This window comes from Streptomyces sp. NBC_00659 (genome assembly GCF_036226925.1).
GTDB lineage: Bacteria > Actinomycetota > Actinomycetes > Streptomycetales > Streptomycetaceae > Streptomyces.
Genome location: NZ_CP109031.1, coordinates 7,143,884 through 7,158,441, shown reverse-complemented (window position 1 = coordinate 7,158,441; position 14,558 = coordinate 7,143,884). Strand labels below are relative to the sequence as shown.

Annotated in this window: 14 protein-coding genes; 10 read left to right on the top strand and 4 right to left on the bottom strand. The window is 72.3% G+C overall.

Annotated features, from left to right (window positions below; genetic code table 11):
* Window positions 1-69 precede the first annotated feature (69 nt).
* From OG410_RS31235 to OG410_RS31225, 3 genes are all read left to right on the top strand, one after another.
* Window positions 70-1,074: a slipin family protein gene (locus tag OG410_RS31235; protein WP_329302142.1), complete on the top strand. Its 1,005-nt coding sequence runs from the start codon at window positions 70-72 to the stop codon at window positions 1,072-1,074.
* 93 nt (window positions 1,075-1,167) lie between these two features.
* Entirely contained in the window at window positions 1,168-1,380 is a 213-nt protein-coding gene (locus tag OG410_RS31230) for a hypothetical protein (RefSeq protein ID WP_329304494.1), read from the top strand.
* A gap of 83 nt (window positions 1,381-1,463) precedes the next feature.
* Window positions 1,464-2,216 carry a peptidyl-tRNA hydrolase gene (locus tag OG410_RS31225; protein ID WP_329302141.1) on the top strand — a complete coding sequence of 251 codons (753 nt, stop codon included), beginning with the start codon at window positions 1,464-1,466 and terminating at the stop codon, window positions 2,214-2,216.
* 9 nt (window positions 2,217-2,225) lie between these two features.
* Here OG410_RS31225 and OG410_RS31220 read toward each other — a convergent pair whose 3' ends face one another.
* Window positions 2,226-2,699 (bottom strand): hypothetical protein, encoded by a 474-nt coding sequence (locus OG410_RS31220; protein ID WP_329302140.1) that lies wholly within the window; start codon window positions 2,697-2,699, stop codon window positions 2,226-2,228.
* A gap of 291 nt (window positions 2,700-2,990) precedes the next feature.
* Here OG410_RS31220 and OG410_RS31215 point away from each other — a divergent pair, with 291 nt between their 5' ends.
* Together OG410_RS31215 and OG410_RS31210 are read left to right on the top strand one after the other, a co-directional pair.
* On the top strand, window positions 2,991-3,221 hold the full coding sequence (locus tag OG410_RS31215) for a DUF397 domain-containing protein (RefSeq protein ID WP_329302139.1): 231 nt from the start codon (window positions 2,991-2,993) through the stop codon (window positions 3,219-3,221).
* A gap of 129 nt (window positions 3,222-3,350) precedes the next feature.
* On the top strand, window positions 3,351-4,274 hold the full coding sequence (locus tag OG410_RS31210; RefSeq protein ID WP_329302138.1) for a helix-turn-helix domain-containing protein: 924 nt from the start codon (window positions 3,351-3,353) through the stop codon (window positions 4,272-4,274).
* Window positions 4,275-4,402: 128 nt separating this feature from the next.
* Here OG410_RS31210 and OG410_RS31205 read toward each other — a convergent pair whose 3' ends face one another.
* Window positions 4,403-5,221, bottom strand: coding sequence for an SAM-dependent methyltransferase (locus OG410_RS31205; protein WP_329302137.1), 819 nt, complete (start codon window positions 5,219-5,221; stop codon window positions 4,403-4,405).
* Between the two features lie 395 nt (window positions 5,222-5,616).
* Between OG410_RS31205 and OG410_RS31200 the strand changes: the two genes are divergently transcribed.
* The 4 genes from OG410_RS31200 to OG410_RS31185 all read left to right on the top strand — a co-directional run bounded on the left by OG410_RS31200 (window position 5,617) and on the right by OG410_RS31185 (window position 10,935).
* Complete coding sequence (locus OG410_RS31200; protein WP_329302136.1) at window positions 5,617-7,173, top strand: DUF692 domain-containing protein; 1,557 nt, start codon at window positions 5,617-5,619, stop codon at window positions 7,171-7,173.
* Between the two features lie 315 nt (window positions 7,174-7,488).
* A complete protein-coding gene (locus OG410_RS31195; RefSeq protein ID WP_329302135.1) occupies window positions 7,489-8,256 on the top strand; it encodes a DUF4142 domain-containing protein in 768 nt (255 codons plus the stop codon).
* A gap of 186 nt (window positions 8,257-8,442) precedes the next feature.
* Entirely contained in the window at window positions 8,443-9,216 is a 774-nt protein-coding gene (locus OG410_RS31190; RefSeq protein ID WP_329302134.1) for a TIGR04222 domain-containing membrane protein, read from the top strand.
* Window positions 9,217-9,345: 129 nt separating this feature from the next.
* Window positions 9,346-10,935, top strand: coding sequence for an alpha/beta hydrolase (locus OG410_RS31185; protein WP_329302133.1), 1,590 nt, complete (start codon window positions 9,346-9,348; stop codon window positions 10,933-10,935).
* A gap of 87 nt (window positions 10,936-11,022) precedes the next feature.
* Here the strand turns inward: OG410_RS31185 and hemQ are convergent, their stop codons facing one another.
* Window positions 11,023-11,754, bottom strand: coding sequence for a hydrogen peroxide-dependent heme synthase (gene hemQ / locus OG410_RS31180; RefSeq protein ID WP_326784959.1), 732 nt, complete (start codon window positions 11,752-11,754; stop codon window positions 11,023-11,025).
* A 4-nt stretch (window positions 11,755-11,758) separates the two neighbouring features.
* Complete coding sequence (gene hemG / locus OG410_RS31175) at window positions 11,759-13,243, bottom strand: protoporphyrinogen oxidase (RefSeq protein WP_329302132.1); 1,485 nt, start codon at window positions 13,241-13,243, stop codon at window positions 11,759-11,761.
* Window positions 13,244-13,509: 266 nt separating this feature from the next.
* Here hemG and OG410_RS31170 point away from each other — a divergent pair, with 266 nt between their 5' ends.
* A complete protein-coding gene (locus tag OG410_RS31170; RefSeq protein WP_329304303.1) occupies window positions 13,510-14,541 on the top strand; it encodes a DUF4349 domain-containing protein in 1,032 nt (343 codons plus the stop codon).
* Window positions 14,542-14,558: the final 17 nt, after the last annotated feature.

Genomic DNA, 14,558 nt, shown 5'->3' with positions numbered 1-14,558 from the left:
CAACAACCGTGCCCCCGCGACGTAGAGTGGAATGGCCAGACTTGTCGGGCGGCTCGGAAGGGGGTCGTCATGGTCCAGGAACTCATCGTGGCGATCACGGCGGCCTGTTCCGCCTCGGTGATCTACGTCGCGGCCGGCGCCCGGGTCGTCAAGCAGTACGAACGCGGGGTCGTCTTCCGCCTCGGGCGGCTCGCGGGAGAGGTCCGCTCCCCCGGCTTCACCATGGTCGTGCCGTTCGTGGACCGGCTGCGCAAGGTCAACATGCAGATCGTGACCCTGCCCATCCCGGCGCAGGAGGGCATCACCCGGGACAACGTCACGGTCCGCGTGGACGCGGTCGTCTACTTCCGGGTGGTGGACGCGGCGAACGCGATCGTCCAGGTCGAGGACTACCGTTTCGCGGTCTCGCAGATGGCGCAGACCTCCCTCCGGTCGATCATCGGCAAGAGCGACCTGGACGATCTGCTCTCCAACCGCGAAAAGCTCAACCAGGGGCTGGAGTTGATGATCGACAGCCCGGCGATCGGCTGGGGCGTGCAGATCGACCGGGTCGAGATCAAGGACGTGTCGCTGCCCGAGACGATGAAACGGTCCATGGCCCGCCAGGCCGAGGCCGACCGCGAGCGCAGGGCCCGGATCATCAACGCGGACGCGGAACTTCAGGCGTCCAAGAAGCTGGCGCAGGCCGCCGAGGTGATGTCGGAACAGCCGGCCGCGCTCCAACTGCGGCTGCTCCAGACGGTGGTGGCCGTCGCGGCCGAGAAGAACTCCACCCTCGTCCTGCCCTTCCCGGTCGAACTGCTGCGCTTCCTGGAACGGGCCCAGTCGGGACAGCCGCCGGTGGTGACGGAGTCGCAGCGGGAGCGGCGGCCGGCGGTCGAGCCCGTCGAGCCTCCCGCCCCGCCGGAGCGGATCAACGGAGTGCCGGAGGCTCTCGGCCTTCCGGAGGCGTTCGCGGACACGGACGGACTCGGTATCCCGGACACGTTCGGGATCCTGGGCGAGCCCAGGGTGCCCGTGAAGCCGGAGGGCCCCAAGGATTCGGGGAATCCGGACGAGTTCGGGGCCGGTTGAACGCGCGCCCGCCGGCCCGGCGGACCGACCCGGACCTACCGGACCGGCTGAAACGGCCGGGGACCTCGGTGCGCCTCCTCGTAAGGTGGAGGCATGAGCGACGACCACTGCGCGACCGGCGGAAACGGGCGGCCGGGCATGGACTCCCGCGACGCCCTCGACCCGGCGGCGGAACAGGCCGGGCCGCCGTACGCGGAGTGCGTGCTGTGCCGTGAACCGACCGAGTATCCGGAGTCGTACAGGGGGATCACGCTGTGCCCCGTCTGCGCCTGGCAGGAGGCACAGCGCACCGCGTGTTCGGGCTGACCGGCGTCGGCACCGGCCGGACGGGCGGCTCCGGAACCGGACCGTCCGTCCGGAACGGATCTTCCGCCTGGCAGACTGGGGGCGTGAGCAGCGACGACCCCACCCCCGCCGACGACAGCCCGTTCCGTGACGAGCCCACCGTGCGCGACGAGGCACGGCAGTTCGTGCTGCCGCTGGTCGTGCACATCGAGAAGGCCGCTCCCCCGGCGCGCACCGACGCGCTGGAGACCGCCGCCCGGGCCGTGCTGACCATCCTGAGCGACGAGCGGTCGCTCGGGGACGGTATCTGGGCGGAGGCGATGCGGGACTGGCAGGACGCCCGGATCCGCAAGGTCGTGCGGCGGGCGCGCGGAGCCGAGTGGCGGCGGGCCGAGACTCTGCCCGGCATCACCGTGACCGGGCGGTCCGCGGAGGTACGGGTTTTCCCGCCGGTACCGCTGGACGGCTGGCCCAAGGACCTGGCACGGCTCCAGGTGTCCGGCACGGATCTCGACGATCCGGAGCCCCCGGCACCGGCCGATCCGGCGGCGCCCGTGCTGTGGCTGAACCCGGAACTCGACATGTCGGCCGGCAAGACGATGGCGCAGACGGGCCATGGCGCCCAGCTGGCCTGGTGGGAACTGTCGGAGAAGGAGCGGATCGCCTGGCGCGAGGCGGGCTTCGCCCTCTCGGTGCGCACGGCCGACCCGGCCCGCTGGAGTGAACTCAGCGCTTCCGAGCTGCCGTTGGTCCGTGACGCGGGGTTCACGGAGATCGCTCCCGGACTGACGGTCGCCGTCGAGGGACACGACCGCGTCGGCACCCTGCCGAAAAGCGTTCCGGATGCGGCGGTCTGACGGCGGCCCCTACTTCGCCAGCGTGGTGGCGAGTTCCGCCGTGACGCGGACGAGTTCGGTGTCCGGCTCGGCGAGCAGGTGCTGGAGGGTGCCTCTGTGGGCGCGCACGGCCTGGCGGGCTTCGCGCTCCCATCCCACCCAGTTCTCCCGGCGGTTGAGGAGTTTGGGGTAGGCGGCGGCCGTGCGTTCCCACTGCCGTGCGTCCGCGATGTCCTTCAGGAGCTGGATTATCTGAACGCGGCAGGTGACCTGGGGAAGTTCGGCGAGCTCCCAGAGGAAGGGGACGGTGGCGGCCGTCGCCTGCTCCACGACGAATCCGAACTGGCAGATTCGTTCCCTCAGGTCCTGGAGTGCCGCCCTGGCCGTTGCCGCATCCCCCCAGGCGACGGTGTCGAGGAGGAAGGGGATGGCTTCCGCCGACCCCTTGGAGTCCTTGATCTCGTCCCACGGCACGCGTTCCAAATTCCCGAGTGGTGTTGCCATTTCCGCTCCCTCCGAAGGCGTCGGACAGTGACAGGTGCGCGGGCGGGCCGAGGGCCCGTCCCGGACGATCACGCTCCCCGGGGGAGCGGCTGAGCCGACGTCACTACACGCCCCTGGTAACGAGGTTGACGCCACGGCTATTATCCACGCTGTCAGCGTCTTCGTGCAATTGCACGAGAAATTGCATGAAGCCGGAGAGAGTTTTGGGCCACGTGAGGTCCGGCCGGAGCCCTCGACCGGGCGGCCGGACAAACACACACCTGGTGGAACGTCAGCAAGGAGAGTGCGTTGGTGCCATCAGTGCCGAACGGAGTGCGGGCGAGCTCGCTGGGCGCCTCCTGGATCAAGAGCAGGCACAGCAATGCCGAAGGCAACTGCGTCGAGGTGGCCGACCTCGGCGACAGAGGTATCGCGGTACGCAACTCCCGCGACCCCGACGGTCCCGCCCTCGTCTACACCCCCGCGGAAGTGGCCGCGTTCCTGGCCGGCGCGAAGGACGGGGAGTTCGACCACCTGCTCTGATCCAGGCGTCCGATGCTCCGAACTCCGTTGAAACGGAACGATGGTTGTCCACTTCTGTCTCCCCCTGCGGCAGAGTCCGGGGCAGTGCGATAATTTTGGCTGTCTTCTGCCGTTCGACTGGGAGTCAGGATGTCCGTCGAGTCACGCCGCGTCTCCCGCCTCGAACCGTATCTGAGCCGGGAGGAGCCCGCCCCCACTCTGCTGAAGATGCTGGTCGGCGTTCAGCTGGCCGGCGCCCGCGAGGACGCGGGGCTGTCCCAGGAACAGGCCGCGCGTTCCCTGGGGTTCAGCGCGGCGAAGCTGTCGCGCATAGAGGCGGGCAAGGGCCGTCGGCCGCCGACGGAGGGCGACGTCCGCGCGCTGCTCGACCTGTACGGGACCGAGGACTACCAGGTGTCGGTCCTGCTCAGACTGCTCAAGCGCGCGGGCGAGCCGGGGTGGTGGCAGCGCTACGACAAGCGGCTGATGCCCGAGTGGTTCGACCGGCTGGTCGGACTCCAGGAGGCGGCCACCACCATCCGCACCTTCGAGATCCAGTACGTTCCGGGCCTGTTGCAGACCCCGGACTACACACGGGCCGTGGTGGAGCGCGGGCTCCCGACGGCGCCCGCCGCCGAGGTGCAGCGCCGGGTGGAGTTGCGCATGCGCCGGCGGGAGCTGCTGAACCGGGTGGACGCCCCTCAGCTGTGGGCCGTCGTCGACGAGTCCGTACTGCTGCGCGTTCTGGGCAGCCGTGAGGTGATGCGCGCGCAGCTGGAGCACCTCATCGAGATGGCCCAGCGCCCCCATGTGGTCGTGCAGATCGTGCCGTTGGACGTCACCAACGCCTCGGCTCCGGCGATCCCCGTCACCTATCTGCGCTTCGGTGGCGTCGAACTGCCCGACATCGTCTATCTGGAGCACATCAGGAGCGCCAACTTCCTGGAGGACCGCGACGAGACGGAGGAGTACCGGGTGGTCCTGGACCGGCTCGCCGACGAGGCTCTCAGCCCGCGCGCGTCCCTGGCATTGCTGCGCAGCACGGTGGAACAGCGGTACAACGCCTCGCACTGACGGGCCGTCACGCCGGGCCCGGACCGTTGCCGGCAGGCCCCGCCAGACAGCTCCCGTCGGGCAGATCCCGCCGCGCACCCGCGAGCGGGTCCCGCCGCAGGCGCCGGGAGGCCGGAAGTGGACCGGAACTAGCGGATCCGGCCGACCCCGCCGAACTCGATCCACTCCTGCGTGAGCTGGCGCGGCACGACGTCGGTGTCCGGGCGCCAGGTCGATACCTCGACCAGTCCGGGTTCGAGGATGTCCATGCCGTCGAAGAACTGCTCCACGTCCTTCTCCTGGCGGACCCGGCCCCAGTGCCCCTGCGTCGCGGTGTCCATGAACCCGGTGACGAAGTCGCGGACCTCGGCGTCCTCGCTGACCAGTTGGCACATCACCATGAAGCTGCCGGGCGCCAGCCGTTCGGCGACGCGGCGGATCACGGGGAGCGGCCCGTCGGTCTCGCTGTCCGGGATGCAGTGGAACACCGAGTTGAACAGCACGGCCACCGGCTGCGAGAGATCGATCAGCCGCCGGGTGTCGGGGTGGGAGAAGATCTCCTCCGTCTGCCGCAGGTCGGCGTGTATGACGGCGGTCCGCTCGTTCTGGTCCAGCAGGGCCCGGCCGTGCACCAGCACCATCGGATCGCTGTCGACGTAGACCACCCGGGAGGTCTCGTCGACCGTCTGGGCGACCTGGTGCACGTTGTTCTGGGTGGGCAGGCCGGATCCGTGATCGAGGAACTGCCTGATCCCGTAGCCGTCCGCCAGCGTCCGGACCACCCGCTGGAGGAAGCGCCGGTTGTTCAGAGCGAGCGCGCGCGTGCTGGGCACGACCTTGTCCAGCTCTTCGCAGGCCGCCCGGTCGGCGGCGTAGTTGTCCTTGCCGCCGAGGTAGTGGTCGTACATGCGCGCGGCCGTGGGCACCGTGGCATCGATCGACGTGGTCAGCTGCTCGCCAGGCTGCATCGTTCCCCCAGATCAGTGTCGGCCGGCCTGACCGGCCCCACCGGCAATACATCTTAGGGAAACGGAAGTTGGCGTTACCAGCCCCCGAACGAAGGACGCTGGAGGGCTTTCAGGCCAATTGACACCCCCTCGTTCACCGTTGTGGCCCGAAATGACCGATCGGCAGGGACCGCCGCCGGTCGTGCCCCCCGCGGGGCGGTCGTTCGCCGCGCATCCGCGTGACCCCGGAGACGCCGGGCACGAAACCGCGAAACCTCAAATGTTGCTCTGAACGTCCGCCCCGGGGGGTTCGGTCCCGGCCCCCGGGGCCATGACCTGGTCACGCCGGTGCACCGGCCGTCGTGGGGAGCGACGTAGGGGCGGGGCGCGGCCGAGGCCGCGACGGAGGAGGGGACATGAGGGAGCCGGGGCGGCTGGGTACGGGCATCGGGTGGAGGCCGGAGATCGCCGAGGCCGTGGAGAACATGGCCGGCATCGACTGGGTCGAGGCCGTGGCGGAGAACGTGTGCCCCGGTCATCTCCCCGAGTCGCTGCTGCGGCTGCGCGAGCGGGGGATCACGGTGGTGCCGCACGGCGTCTCCCTGGGCCTCGGCGGCGCCGACCGGCCCGACGAGGCGCGGCTCACCGCGCTCGCGGAACGCGCCGAGGCACTGGGCTCGCCCCTCGTCACGGAACACATCGCGTTCGTCCGGGCGGGCGGCCCGCTCACCGCGTCGCCACTGCTGGAGGCCGGGCACCTGCTGCCCGTTCCCCGCACCCGGGACGCGCTGCACGTCCTGTGCGAGAACGTCCGCGCCGCTCAGGCCGCGCTGCCCGTCCCGCTCGCCGTGGAGAACATCGCCGCGCTGATCTCCTGGCCCGGCGAGGAGATGACCGAGGGCCAGTTCCTCTACGACCTGGTCGACCGCACCGGCGTCCGGCTGCTCATCGACGTGGCCAACCTCCACACCAACCACGTCAACCGTGGCGAGGACCCCGCCGAGGCGCTCGACGAACTGCCCGTCGAGGCGATCGCCTACGTCCACGTCGCCGGGGGCTTCGAGCGTGACGGCGTATGGCACGACAGCCACGCCCATCCCGTCACGCGGCCCGTGCTCGACATCCTCGCCGACCTCGCGTCCCGGGTGACCCCGCCGGGGGTCCTCCTCGAACGCGACGAGAACTTCCCCGACCCGGCCGGACTGGAGCGGGAGCTGACCGCGATCCGGGGAACGCTGGAGACGGCAAAAGCCGCGACCCGGGGGACCCCAGGGGCGCGGGAGACGCGGGAGATGCGAGAGACGACGAAGGCCGCGGCCCGGGCGGCGGAGCGGGGTGCGGTGGCCTTGGCGGGCTGCCGGGCCGCCTCTCCGGCGGCCGCCGGGGAGGCGGGGGCGGAAACGGAGCCGACGCGGAGCCCGGGCACCTCGTCGCCCCCTCCCGCGATCACCACGCCCGCGTCCCGGACACCGGGTGACACCGAGGCCGCACCGGACGAGCAGGGCGGTGCGGGCGGACCGGACGAGCAGGCCGCACCGGGTTCACGCGCCGGCACCGACGACGCCCGTCGTCAGCGGGTGGCGCTGGCGCAGGCCGCCCTGCTGTCCTCGCTCGTCGCCGGGACCCCCGCCCCCGAGGGCTTCGACCGCGTCCGCCTCGGGGTACAGGCGCGCGCCCTCGCCGCCAAGCGGGCGGACGTCGTGGCGAAGGTGGCCCCGGAGCTGCCGGCGATCCTGGCCGACGCCTACCGGTCGGCGTTCCTCGCGTACGCGCAGCGGCGTCCGATGACCGGCGGCTACCGCCGGGACGCCCTGGACTTCGCCGAGCACCTGCTGCTCACGGGACTCCCGGAAGGCGCGGACACGCGGCGGCTGCGCGACTGGTGGCTGGAACGATCGGGTCCGGCCCCGCTGTCCGGGCGGCCCGCGGCCCGGCTGGCCCGGGCCACCCGCCGGGTGCTGCTCCGGCGTTGAGCGGGCGTGCCGGGCGGGAACCCGCCCGGCACACAGCCGCGCGCCACCGGCCACGGCGCGCCGCCTGGCCCGGGCACCCGACACACCTCACCCGCGGAGTGTGCCCGGAGTAACACCTCCGCTTGTGAAGGTCATGTGTGCGCCCCGTTTCAACCGCTTCAAGCTGTTCTGGAGTACGCGCGAACCACCGCAATCGGCGCCTTCCCCCCTCAGTCCGATCCGTTCTTCGTGTACGGCAGTTGGCGTAGAGCCCCCAGTAGCATGCCAACCCGCACCCGAAGCGCATTAGCGTGCGGTGCCGCAACAGGAGGCACCATGCGATCCGACAACCGCACCGGACTCGTCAGCGGAACAGGGCTCATCGTCGCCGCGCTGCTGGCGACCTTCGTCGCGCTGGCCTTTCCGATCTGGTCGTACGCGGACCGTGCCGGGACCGGCCTGGACACCCTGAACTCCCAGACCGTGCCGACCCCCTACGGTCCGCTGTCCGCCCTGGACCGGGACTTCGTCACCAGGGTCCGGCTGGCCGGTCTGTGGGAGCTGCCCGCCGGCCAGCAGGCCCAGGAGCGCGGCACCACCCAGGCCGTACGGACGGCCGGACAGCACCTCATCGAGGGGCACACGTTCCTCGACGCCCGTGTCCGCAGCGTCGCCGCGCGGCTCAGCCTGGAACTGCCCAGCCAGCCCAGTCCGCAGCAGCGTCAGTGGCTGTCCACGCTCAGCGCGGCGCACGGCACGCGGTACGACCAGGATTTCGCGAACATCCTGCGCGCGGCGCACGGCAAGGTGTTCGCCATGGTCGCGCAGGTCCGCGCGAACACCCGGAACTCGCTCGTACGGGATCTCGCCGACGACGCGAACACCACCGTGCTCGACCACATCAAGGTCCTGGAAGCGACCGGATACGTGGACTTCGACGCGCTCGCCGAGGACGCGGCCACCGCGAGCCCGCCGCCGCTCACCCGCTCCCCCGCACCGCCCGGCCCGGTCCCGTCCCCGTCGTCACCCCTCCCGGTGACCCCGTCCTCGGGCTACCCGCTCCCTCCGGCCGCCACGCGCCCCCATCCCTCCCCGACCTCCTGAACGACCAGGTCGGGCCGTCCGCGAGGGGTCTGTTCCTCAAGAGCGGCCCGACTCATACGAGTTGGGCACGTGGGGCGCCGATTCGCCGAGGTCCGCGGCAAACGGAACGTCACATACCGGGAACGGCTGCGTCCCACATCGTGAGTGGAACATGACGCCACCGGCCACATCGCATAGAAACACGCCATGTTCTGGGTCCTTCTCCTGTTCCTCGCCTGGCTGGCGGCCGGCGTCTCCTGCACCCGGCTGTGTCTGGCCGCGGTCCACACCGCGTCCCTCGACGCCGACGCCGCGCGCGGGCACGACCTCACGCTGTACGAGGCCGCGTTCCTGTCCGGCGGACCGGCCCGGGTGGCCGACCTGACCCTGGTGTCGATGGCCCGCCAGCGTCGCCTGCTGCTCGCGCACACCGGCTGGGCCACGGTCGTCGACCCGCGCGGGCGCGACGACATGGAGCGCTCGGTCATCAGGGCCATCGGACCCGAGGGCCAGTCCCGGATAGCACCCGTGCGGGCGGCCACCGCCGCCGCCGACTCGGTACGCCGTCTCGCGGACCGCCTGGTCGCGGCCGGCCTCGCCGTCCCCGACGGGGCCCGCACCTCCGTCGCGAGTGCCGTCCGCCAGGTCCGGGCCGCCGCGGCCGCGGTCCTCGCGCTGGGCGTGGTGGCCCTGCTGCTGCCGGGCCAGGCTCCGGGCAGCGACGTGCCGGTGGCCGTCTGGTTCCTGCTTCCGCTCATCCTGACGCTGAGCTGTCTCGCCATAGCCCGGATCGAGGTGCACCCCTGCACCCGCTGGGCCTCCCCGGCCGGACAGCGGCTGCTCGGCACCCTGGCCAGGCACGCCGACGCGTCCGGCGACGACCGTACGTACCTCACTTCCGTCGCCGTACGCGGCATCCGCGCGATCGGCGAGCCGGAACTGCGCGCGGCCCTGACACACCGCGACCGCGAGACCTCCTGACGGGAGGGGGCGCTCCCGGGGGGGCGCATCGGGGTCATTGGCGCCGACACCGGCGGGCGGTGCTTTACTTCGCCGGCCGCCGGCCGAAGCATCCCTTCTGTCGCTGCCGTGCGCCGAAGGGATTTCGCGATGAGAACTGCCGTCCTCCACGGAACCGCGGGGTCCCTGCTGCTGACCGGCCTCGTCGCCGCTCCGGCGGACGGCGCGCCGGCCTGGCCGGACCCGCTCGTTTCCGCCGAGACGCGCGGCACCGCCGTCGCCGCCCAGCGCGCCGCCGCCGCGGGCATCCGCTTCGGCAAGTGCCCCAAGGAGGAACACCTGCCGTCCGGCCTCCAGTGCGGCACGGTCACGGTGCCCCTCGACTACGCGCTCCCCGACGGCAAACGGATCAGACTGACCGTCAGCCGGGTGAAGGCCACCGGCAAGGATCCGCACAACGCGAGGCACAAGGTGCCGCGCCAGGGCGCTCTCGTGTACAACCCCGGCGGTCCCGGCGCCTCCGGCGTGTACTTCCCGCTGATCGGCATGCTGCCCGCGTGGAAGCGGATCGGAGGCGCCTACGACCTCGTCGGCTACGCCCCGCGCGGTGTCGACCGGTCGGCGCCGCTGTCCTGCCGGGACCCCAAGCACCCGCCGAAGCCGCTCCTCCAGGCCCCGGCGGTCCCCTCGGAGTCGTTCAAGAAGGCACGGATCGCGGAGGCGAAGGCGTACGCCCGCGGCTGCGCCCGGCGTTCGGGCTCCGCCCTGCGCCACTACACCTCGCTCAACAACGCCCGTGACCTGGACGTGCTGCGGGCCGCGCTCGGCGAGCGGAAGCTGACGTTCATGGGTGCCTCGTACGGGACCTACTTCGGTGCCCTGTACGCGACGCTGTTCCCCTCGCACGTACGCCGTATGGTCTTCGACTCGGCGGTGAACCCCGCCCCCGAGAAGGTCTGGTACGGCAACAACCTCGACCAGTCGGCCGCGTTCGAGACCCGCTGGGCCGACTTCCGCGCGTGGATGGCCCGGCACGACACGGTGTACAAGCTGGGCCGCACGTCCGAGGAGGTACGGCGCTCCTACGAGAAGGCGCGGGCCCGGCTCGCCGCCTCCCCCGCGGGCGGCACGGTGGGGCCCGCCCAGCTTCAGGGCGCGTTCCTCCAGGCCGGGTACTTCGACGACTACTGGCCGCAGCGCGCGCTGGCGCTGTCCGCCTATCTGAAGGGCGACCCGAAGCCGCTGATCCAGCTGGCGGGACCGCATCCGGAGGCCGCCGCCGAGCAGGAGAACGGCAACGCGGTCTACACGGCCGTGGAGTGCAACGACGCGCCCTGGCCGACCGACTGGCGCACCTGGGACCGCGACAACACCCGTCTCGCGCGGGTCGCCCCGTTCGAGACCTGGGACAACGTGTGGATGAACCTGCCGTGCGCGTACTGGTCCGCGCCCCGGCAGAAGCCGCTCGACGTACGGACGCTGCCCGGGGAGCTGCCGCCGACGCTGATCCTCGCCGCCGAGCGGGACGCGGCGACGCCGTACGAGGGTGCCAAGGAGTTGCAGCGACGGCTGTGGGGCTCGGTGCTGGTGACCGAGAACGGTGCCGGCACCCATGGGATCGCGGGCGGCCCCAACACCTGCGTCAACGGCTATCTGGACGCCTATCTGCTGGAGGGCCGGCTCCCCGGGCGGAACGCGGGGTGCGCACCGCACCGGGAACCGGTGGCCCGGGCACACTGACCGGCTCCGGGAAAACCGAAGGCGGGCGTCCCCCGGAGGGGCGCCCGCCTGCTCGCGGGACCGTCCGGCCGAACCCGGCCGGGACGGTCAGGCGAGGCCCGCGACCAGTTCGGCGACGTCCTTGCGGCGGCCGGTGTAGAACGGGACCTCTTCACGGACGTGCATCCGGGCCTCGGAGGCGCGCAGGTGGCGCATGAGGTCGACGATGCGGTAGAGCTCGTCGGCCTCGAAGGCGAGGAGCCACTCGTAGTCGCCGAGCGAGAACGAGGCGACCGTGTTCGCGCGGACGTCGGGGTACCCGCGGGCCATCTTGCCGTGGTCGGCGAGCATCCGGCGGCGGTCCTCGTCGGGCAGCAGGTACCAGTCGTAGGAGCGCACGAAGGGGTAGACGCTGATGTAGTCGCGGGGCGTCTCGTCGGCGAGGAACGCCGGGATGTGCGAGCGGTTGAACTCGGCGGGCCGGTGCAGCGCCATGTTCGACCAGACGGGCTCCAGGGCACGGCCCAGCTTCGTACGGCGGAAGAGGTTGTACGCCTCCTGGAGCTGGTCACTGGTCTCGGCGTGCCACCAGATCATGACGTCGGCGTCGGCGCGCAGTCCCGAGACGTCGTAGGTGCCGCGGACGGTGACGTCCTTGGCGGCGAGCTGGTCGAACAGCTCCTGGACCTCGTCGGCGTAACCGGCCCGGTCCTCGGGGAGCACGTCCTTCAGCTTGAAGACCGACCACAGGGTGTAGCGGATGACCTCGTTCAGGTCCTTGGCCAGCTTGCCCTTGTTCGGGATCCTGGCGGCCTCGGTGGTGGGGGCGTCGTCACTCATGAGGCTATTCTCCCGCGCCGCCGTGCAGGCTCTGCACCGGGTCGGCCCGCAGCGCCTCGAGACCGCCGCCGTCGCCGCCGAGCCGGTCGACGGCGGCGTACGCGGACGCGATGCAGGCCGGGATGCCGACCCCGTCGTACGCCGCGCCGCACACCGCGAGGCCCGGCAGCTTTGCGACGTGCTCGCGGACGCGGGCCACGCGCGCGTGGTGGCCGACCGGGTACTGGGGCAGGCCGTCGTCCCAGCGGGTCACCCGGGTCTCCACCGGCTCGGCGTCCAGCCCCGTCGCCTCCCGCAGGTCGTGGCGGGACACCTCGACGAGGTCGGCGTCGGGCCTGCCGAGCACCTCCGTCTCGCCGTACCGCCCGACGGAGGTGCGCAGGACCAGCAGGCCGGGGTCCTGGTCGGCGATCCAGCCCCACTTGCGGGAGGCGAAGGTGGACGCCTTGATGGTGTGCCCGTCGACCGGCGGCACCAGGAAGCCGCTTCCTTCGGGGAGGGTGACGCCCTCGCTGCGGTAGGCGAGGGTCACCAGGGCCATCGACGCGTATTCCACGGCGGCCAGCTCGGCCGCCGCGGCCGGGGCCTCGGCCCGCAGCAGCGCGGCGGCGGCCGGGGCGGGCAGCGCCAGGACGACCGCGTCGGCGTGCAGGACACGGTCCCCGGCGACGACGCGCCAGGCGGCGCGGGCGGGCTCCCCGGCCCCGGCCGCCGTGGTCCTGCGCAGCTCGGTCACCGGCGTCCCGGTGAGGATCTCGCCCCCGCGTGCCGTCACCGACCCGGCGACGGCGAGCGGCAGCCGGCCCACCCCGCCGTCGATGCCCATGAACACGGGGCCGGTCTGCCCGGCGGCGGCCGCCTTGGCCTGGATGTCGCGGACGGCCTCGGTGAGGGAGGTGTGCGTGCGGGCGGCGGCGTAGAGCTGGGGGACGGCCAGGCGCAGCGAGATGCGGTAGGCGTCGCCCGCGTACACGCCGCCGAGGAGGGGTTCCACGAGGCGGTCGACGACCTCGCGGCCGACACGCGCCGCCACGTACTCGCCGACGGCGATGTCCTCGCCCACCTCGGTGCGGGGCAGGTCGGCGTCCTGCTCGATGCGGCGCAGGCCCTCTTCGGAGAGGACGTCCGCGACGGCGGACGCGCTGCCGGGGACACCCATGACGTGGCCCTTGGGCATGGGGCGCAGGGTGCCGCGGGTCCACAGGGAGGCCGTCGCGGTGGCGGGCGGCTGGAGGCGGTCGCCCAGTCCCGCCTCGCGGGCGAGGTCCACGGCCTCCGGGCGGCGCGCCAGCATCGACTCGGCGCCGAGGTCGACGCGTGCGCCCGCGATCTCGCCGGCCAGCAGCTTGCCGCCCAGGCGGTCGGAGGCCTCCAGGACGGTGACGCGCGCGCCCCGCCCGAGCAGGCGGTGGGCGGCTGCCAGCCCCGCGATCCCTCCGCCGACCACCACGACGTGTCCCGAACCCGGAGAAGTGTCCTCTTCGCGCATGGCTCCACCTTCTCAGACACCACCGACGCCTTTGTCGGGGAGCCCGGTGTCCGGCGCGAGCCCGGACCGTGACCGCATCGGGACCGGAGTCGTCCAACGTTCCGGGCCGCCGCGGCGTCGAAGAAGCGTCAGTCGTCACCACCTTGGGGGTAGACCGCATGCTCACACGCAGCTCCGGACGTCCGGACCGACCCGTGCCACCCGTCTCGTCCGTCTCACCCGCCTCGCCAGGACGCACCGCCCGCCCGGCCCGGGTCCTCGCCGGCATGTTCCTCGTCACCACGCTCGCGCTGTCGGGATGCGGCGCCGCCGATGACACGGCCGGCACCAGCAGCGACAAGGGGTACGCGCAGGACGCTGGAGACGCGAAGGCCGGCCCCGCGGAGCAGGCGGACTCAGGTGCGGCCGGCAGCGACAGCTCGGGCGGACGCAAGGCCGCCCCGCCCAAGGTGACCGTGAACCGCATCATCCGCACCGCTTCCCTGACCGTCGAGGTCAAGGAGGTGGCCAAGGCCCTGGACGACGCCCGGGCCACGGCCGAGAACGCCGGCGGCTACGTCGGCAACGAGACCACCACCCGTGACGGCAGGGGCCACGAGCGCACCCGCGTCGTCCTGCGGGTGCCCACCGAGCGCTACGACCAGGTGCTCGCCGACCTGGAGGGCGCCGGCAAGGTCGTCGAGCGGACCGCCAAGGCACAGGACGTCACCGATCAGGTCGTGGACGTGGAGAGCCGGGTCAAGTCGCAGCGCGCCAGCGTGACCCGGGTCCGGGAACTGATGGACAAGGCGACCAAGCTCAGTGATGTGGTGGCGCTGGAAGGGGAGTTGAGCAGCCGGCAGGCCGACCTGGAATCGCTGCTCGCCCAGCAGGCGTCGCTGAAGGACCGCACGAGCCTGGCCACGATCACCCTCTCGCTGTCCGAGACCCCGGTGAAGAAGGCCGCCAAGAAGGACGAGGACCCGGGCTTCCTGGACGCGCTCCAGGGCGGCTGGGACGTGCTGGTCACCATGGTGCGCTGGCTGGCCCTGGCGATCGGGGCGCTGCTCCCCTTCGCGGTGGTCCTCGGCCTGATCGCCCTGGTGTGGATGCGTTTCGTGCGTCCCCGGCTGCCCCGCCGCCCGGCCCCGGCGGTGGCTCCGGGTCCGGCCCCGAGTGCCGCCGCGCGGGCGTCGGCGGTCCCGGTCCCGGTTCCGGCTTCCCGCCCGGCTCCCGGCCCGGCTCCGGCGGGCGAGGCCGCGCCGAAGGCCGCCCCGCCCGCGCGCGGCGGAACCGCGGAAGGCGGCGAGGAGGACTGAAGTACCGGGCCCCCGTA

What these genes read in the sequence shown, in the direction of transcription:
- OG410_RS31200 (WP_329302136.1), top strand. Translation starts at nt 5,617, where the DNA reads ATGAGGGAGCCGGGGCGGCTGGGTACGGGCATCGGGTGGAGGCCGGAG.
- hemG (WP_329302132.1), bottom strand. Translation starts at nt 13,243, where the DNA reads ATGCGCGAAGAGGACACTTCTCCGGGTTCGGGACACGTCGTGGTGGTC.
- OG410_RS31185 (WP_329302133.1), top strand. Translation starts at nt 9,346, where the DNA reads ATGAGAACTGCCGTCCTCCACGGAACCGCGGGGTCCCTGCTGCTGACC.
- OG410_RS31220 (WP_329302140.1), bottom strand. Translation starts at nt 2,699, where the DNA reads ATGGCAACACCACTCGGGAATTTGGAACGCGTGCCGTGGGACGAGATC.
- OG410_RS31190 (WP_329302134.1), top strand. Translation starts at nt 8,443, where the DNA reads ATGTTCTGGGTCCTTCTCCTGTTCCTCGCCTGGCTGGCGGCCGGCGTC.
- OG410_RS31195 (WP_329302135.1), top strand. Translation starts at nt 7,489, where the DNA reads ATGCGATCCGACAACCGCACCGGACTCGTCAGCGGAACAGGGCTCATC.
- OG410_RS31170 (WP_329304303.1), top strand. Translation starts at nt 13,510, where the DNA reads ATGTTCCTCGTCACCACGCTCGCGCTGTCGGGATGCGGCGCCGCCGAT.
- OG410_RS31205 (WP_329302137.1), bottom strand. Translation starts at nt 5,221, where the DNA reads ATGCAGCCTGGCGAGCAGCTGACCACGTCGATCGATGCCACGGTGCCC.
- hemQ (WP_326784959.1), bottom strand. Translation starts at nt 11,754, where the DNA reads ATGAGTGACGACGCCCCCACCACCGAGGCCGCCAGGATCCCGAACAAG.
- OG410_RS31235 (WP_329302142.1), top strand. Translation starts at nt 70, where the DNA reads ATGGTCCAGGAACTCATCGTGGCGATCACGGCGGCCTGTTCCGCCTCG.
- OG410_RS31210 (WP_329302138.1), top strand. Translation starts at nt 3,351, where the DNA reads ATGTCCGTCGAGTCACGCCGCGTCTCCCGCCTCGAACCGTATCTGAGC.
- OG410_RS31230 (WP_329304494.1), top strand. Translation starts at nt 1,168, where the DNA reads ATGAGCGACGACCACTGCGCGACCGGCGGAAACGGGCGGCCGGGCATG.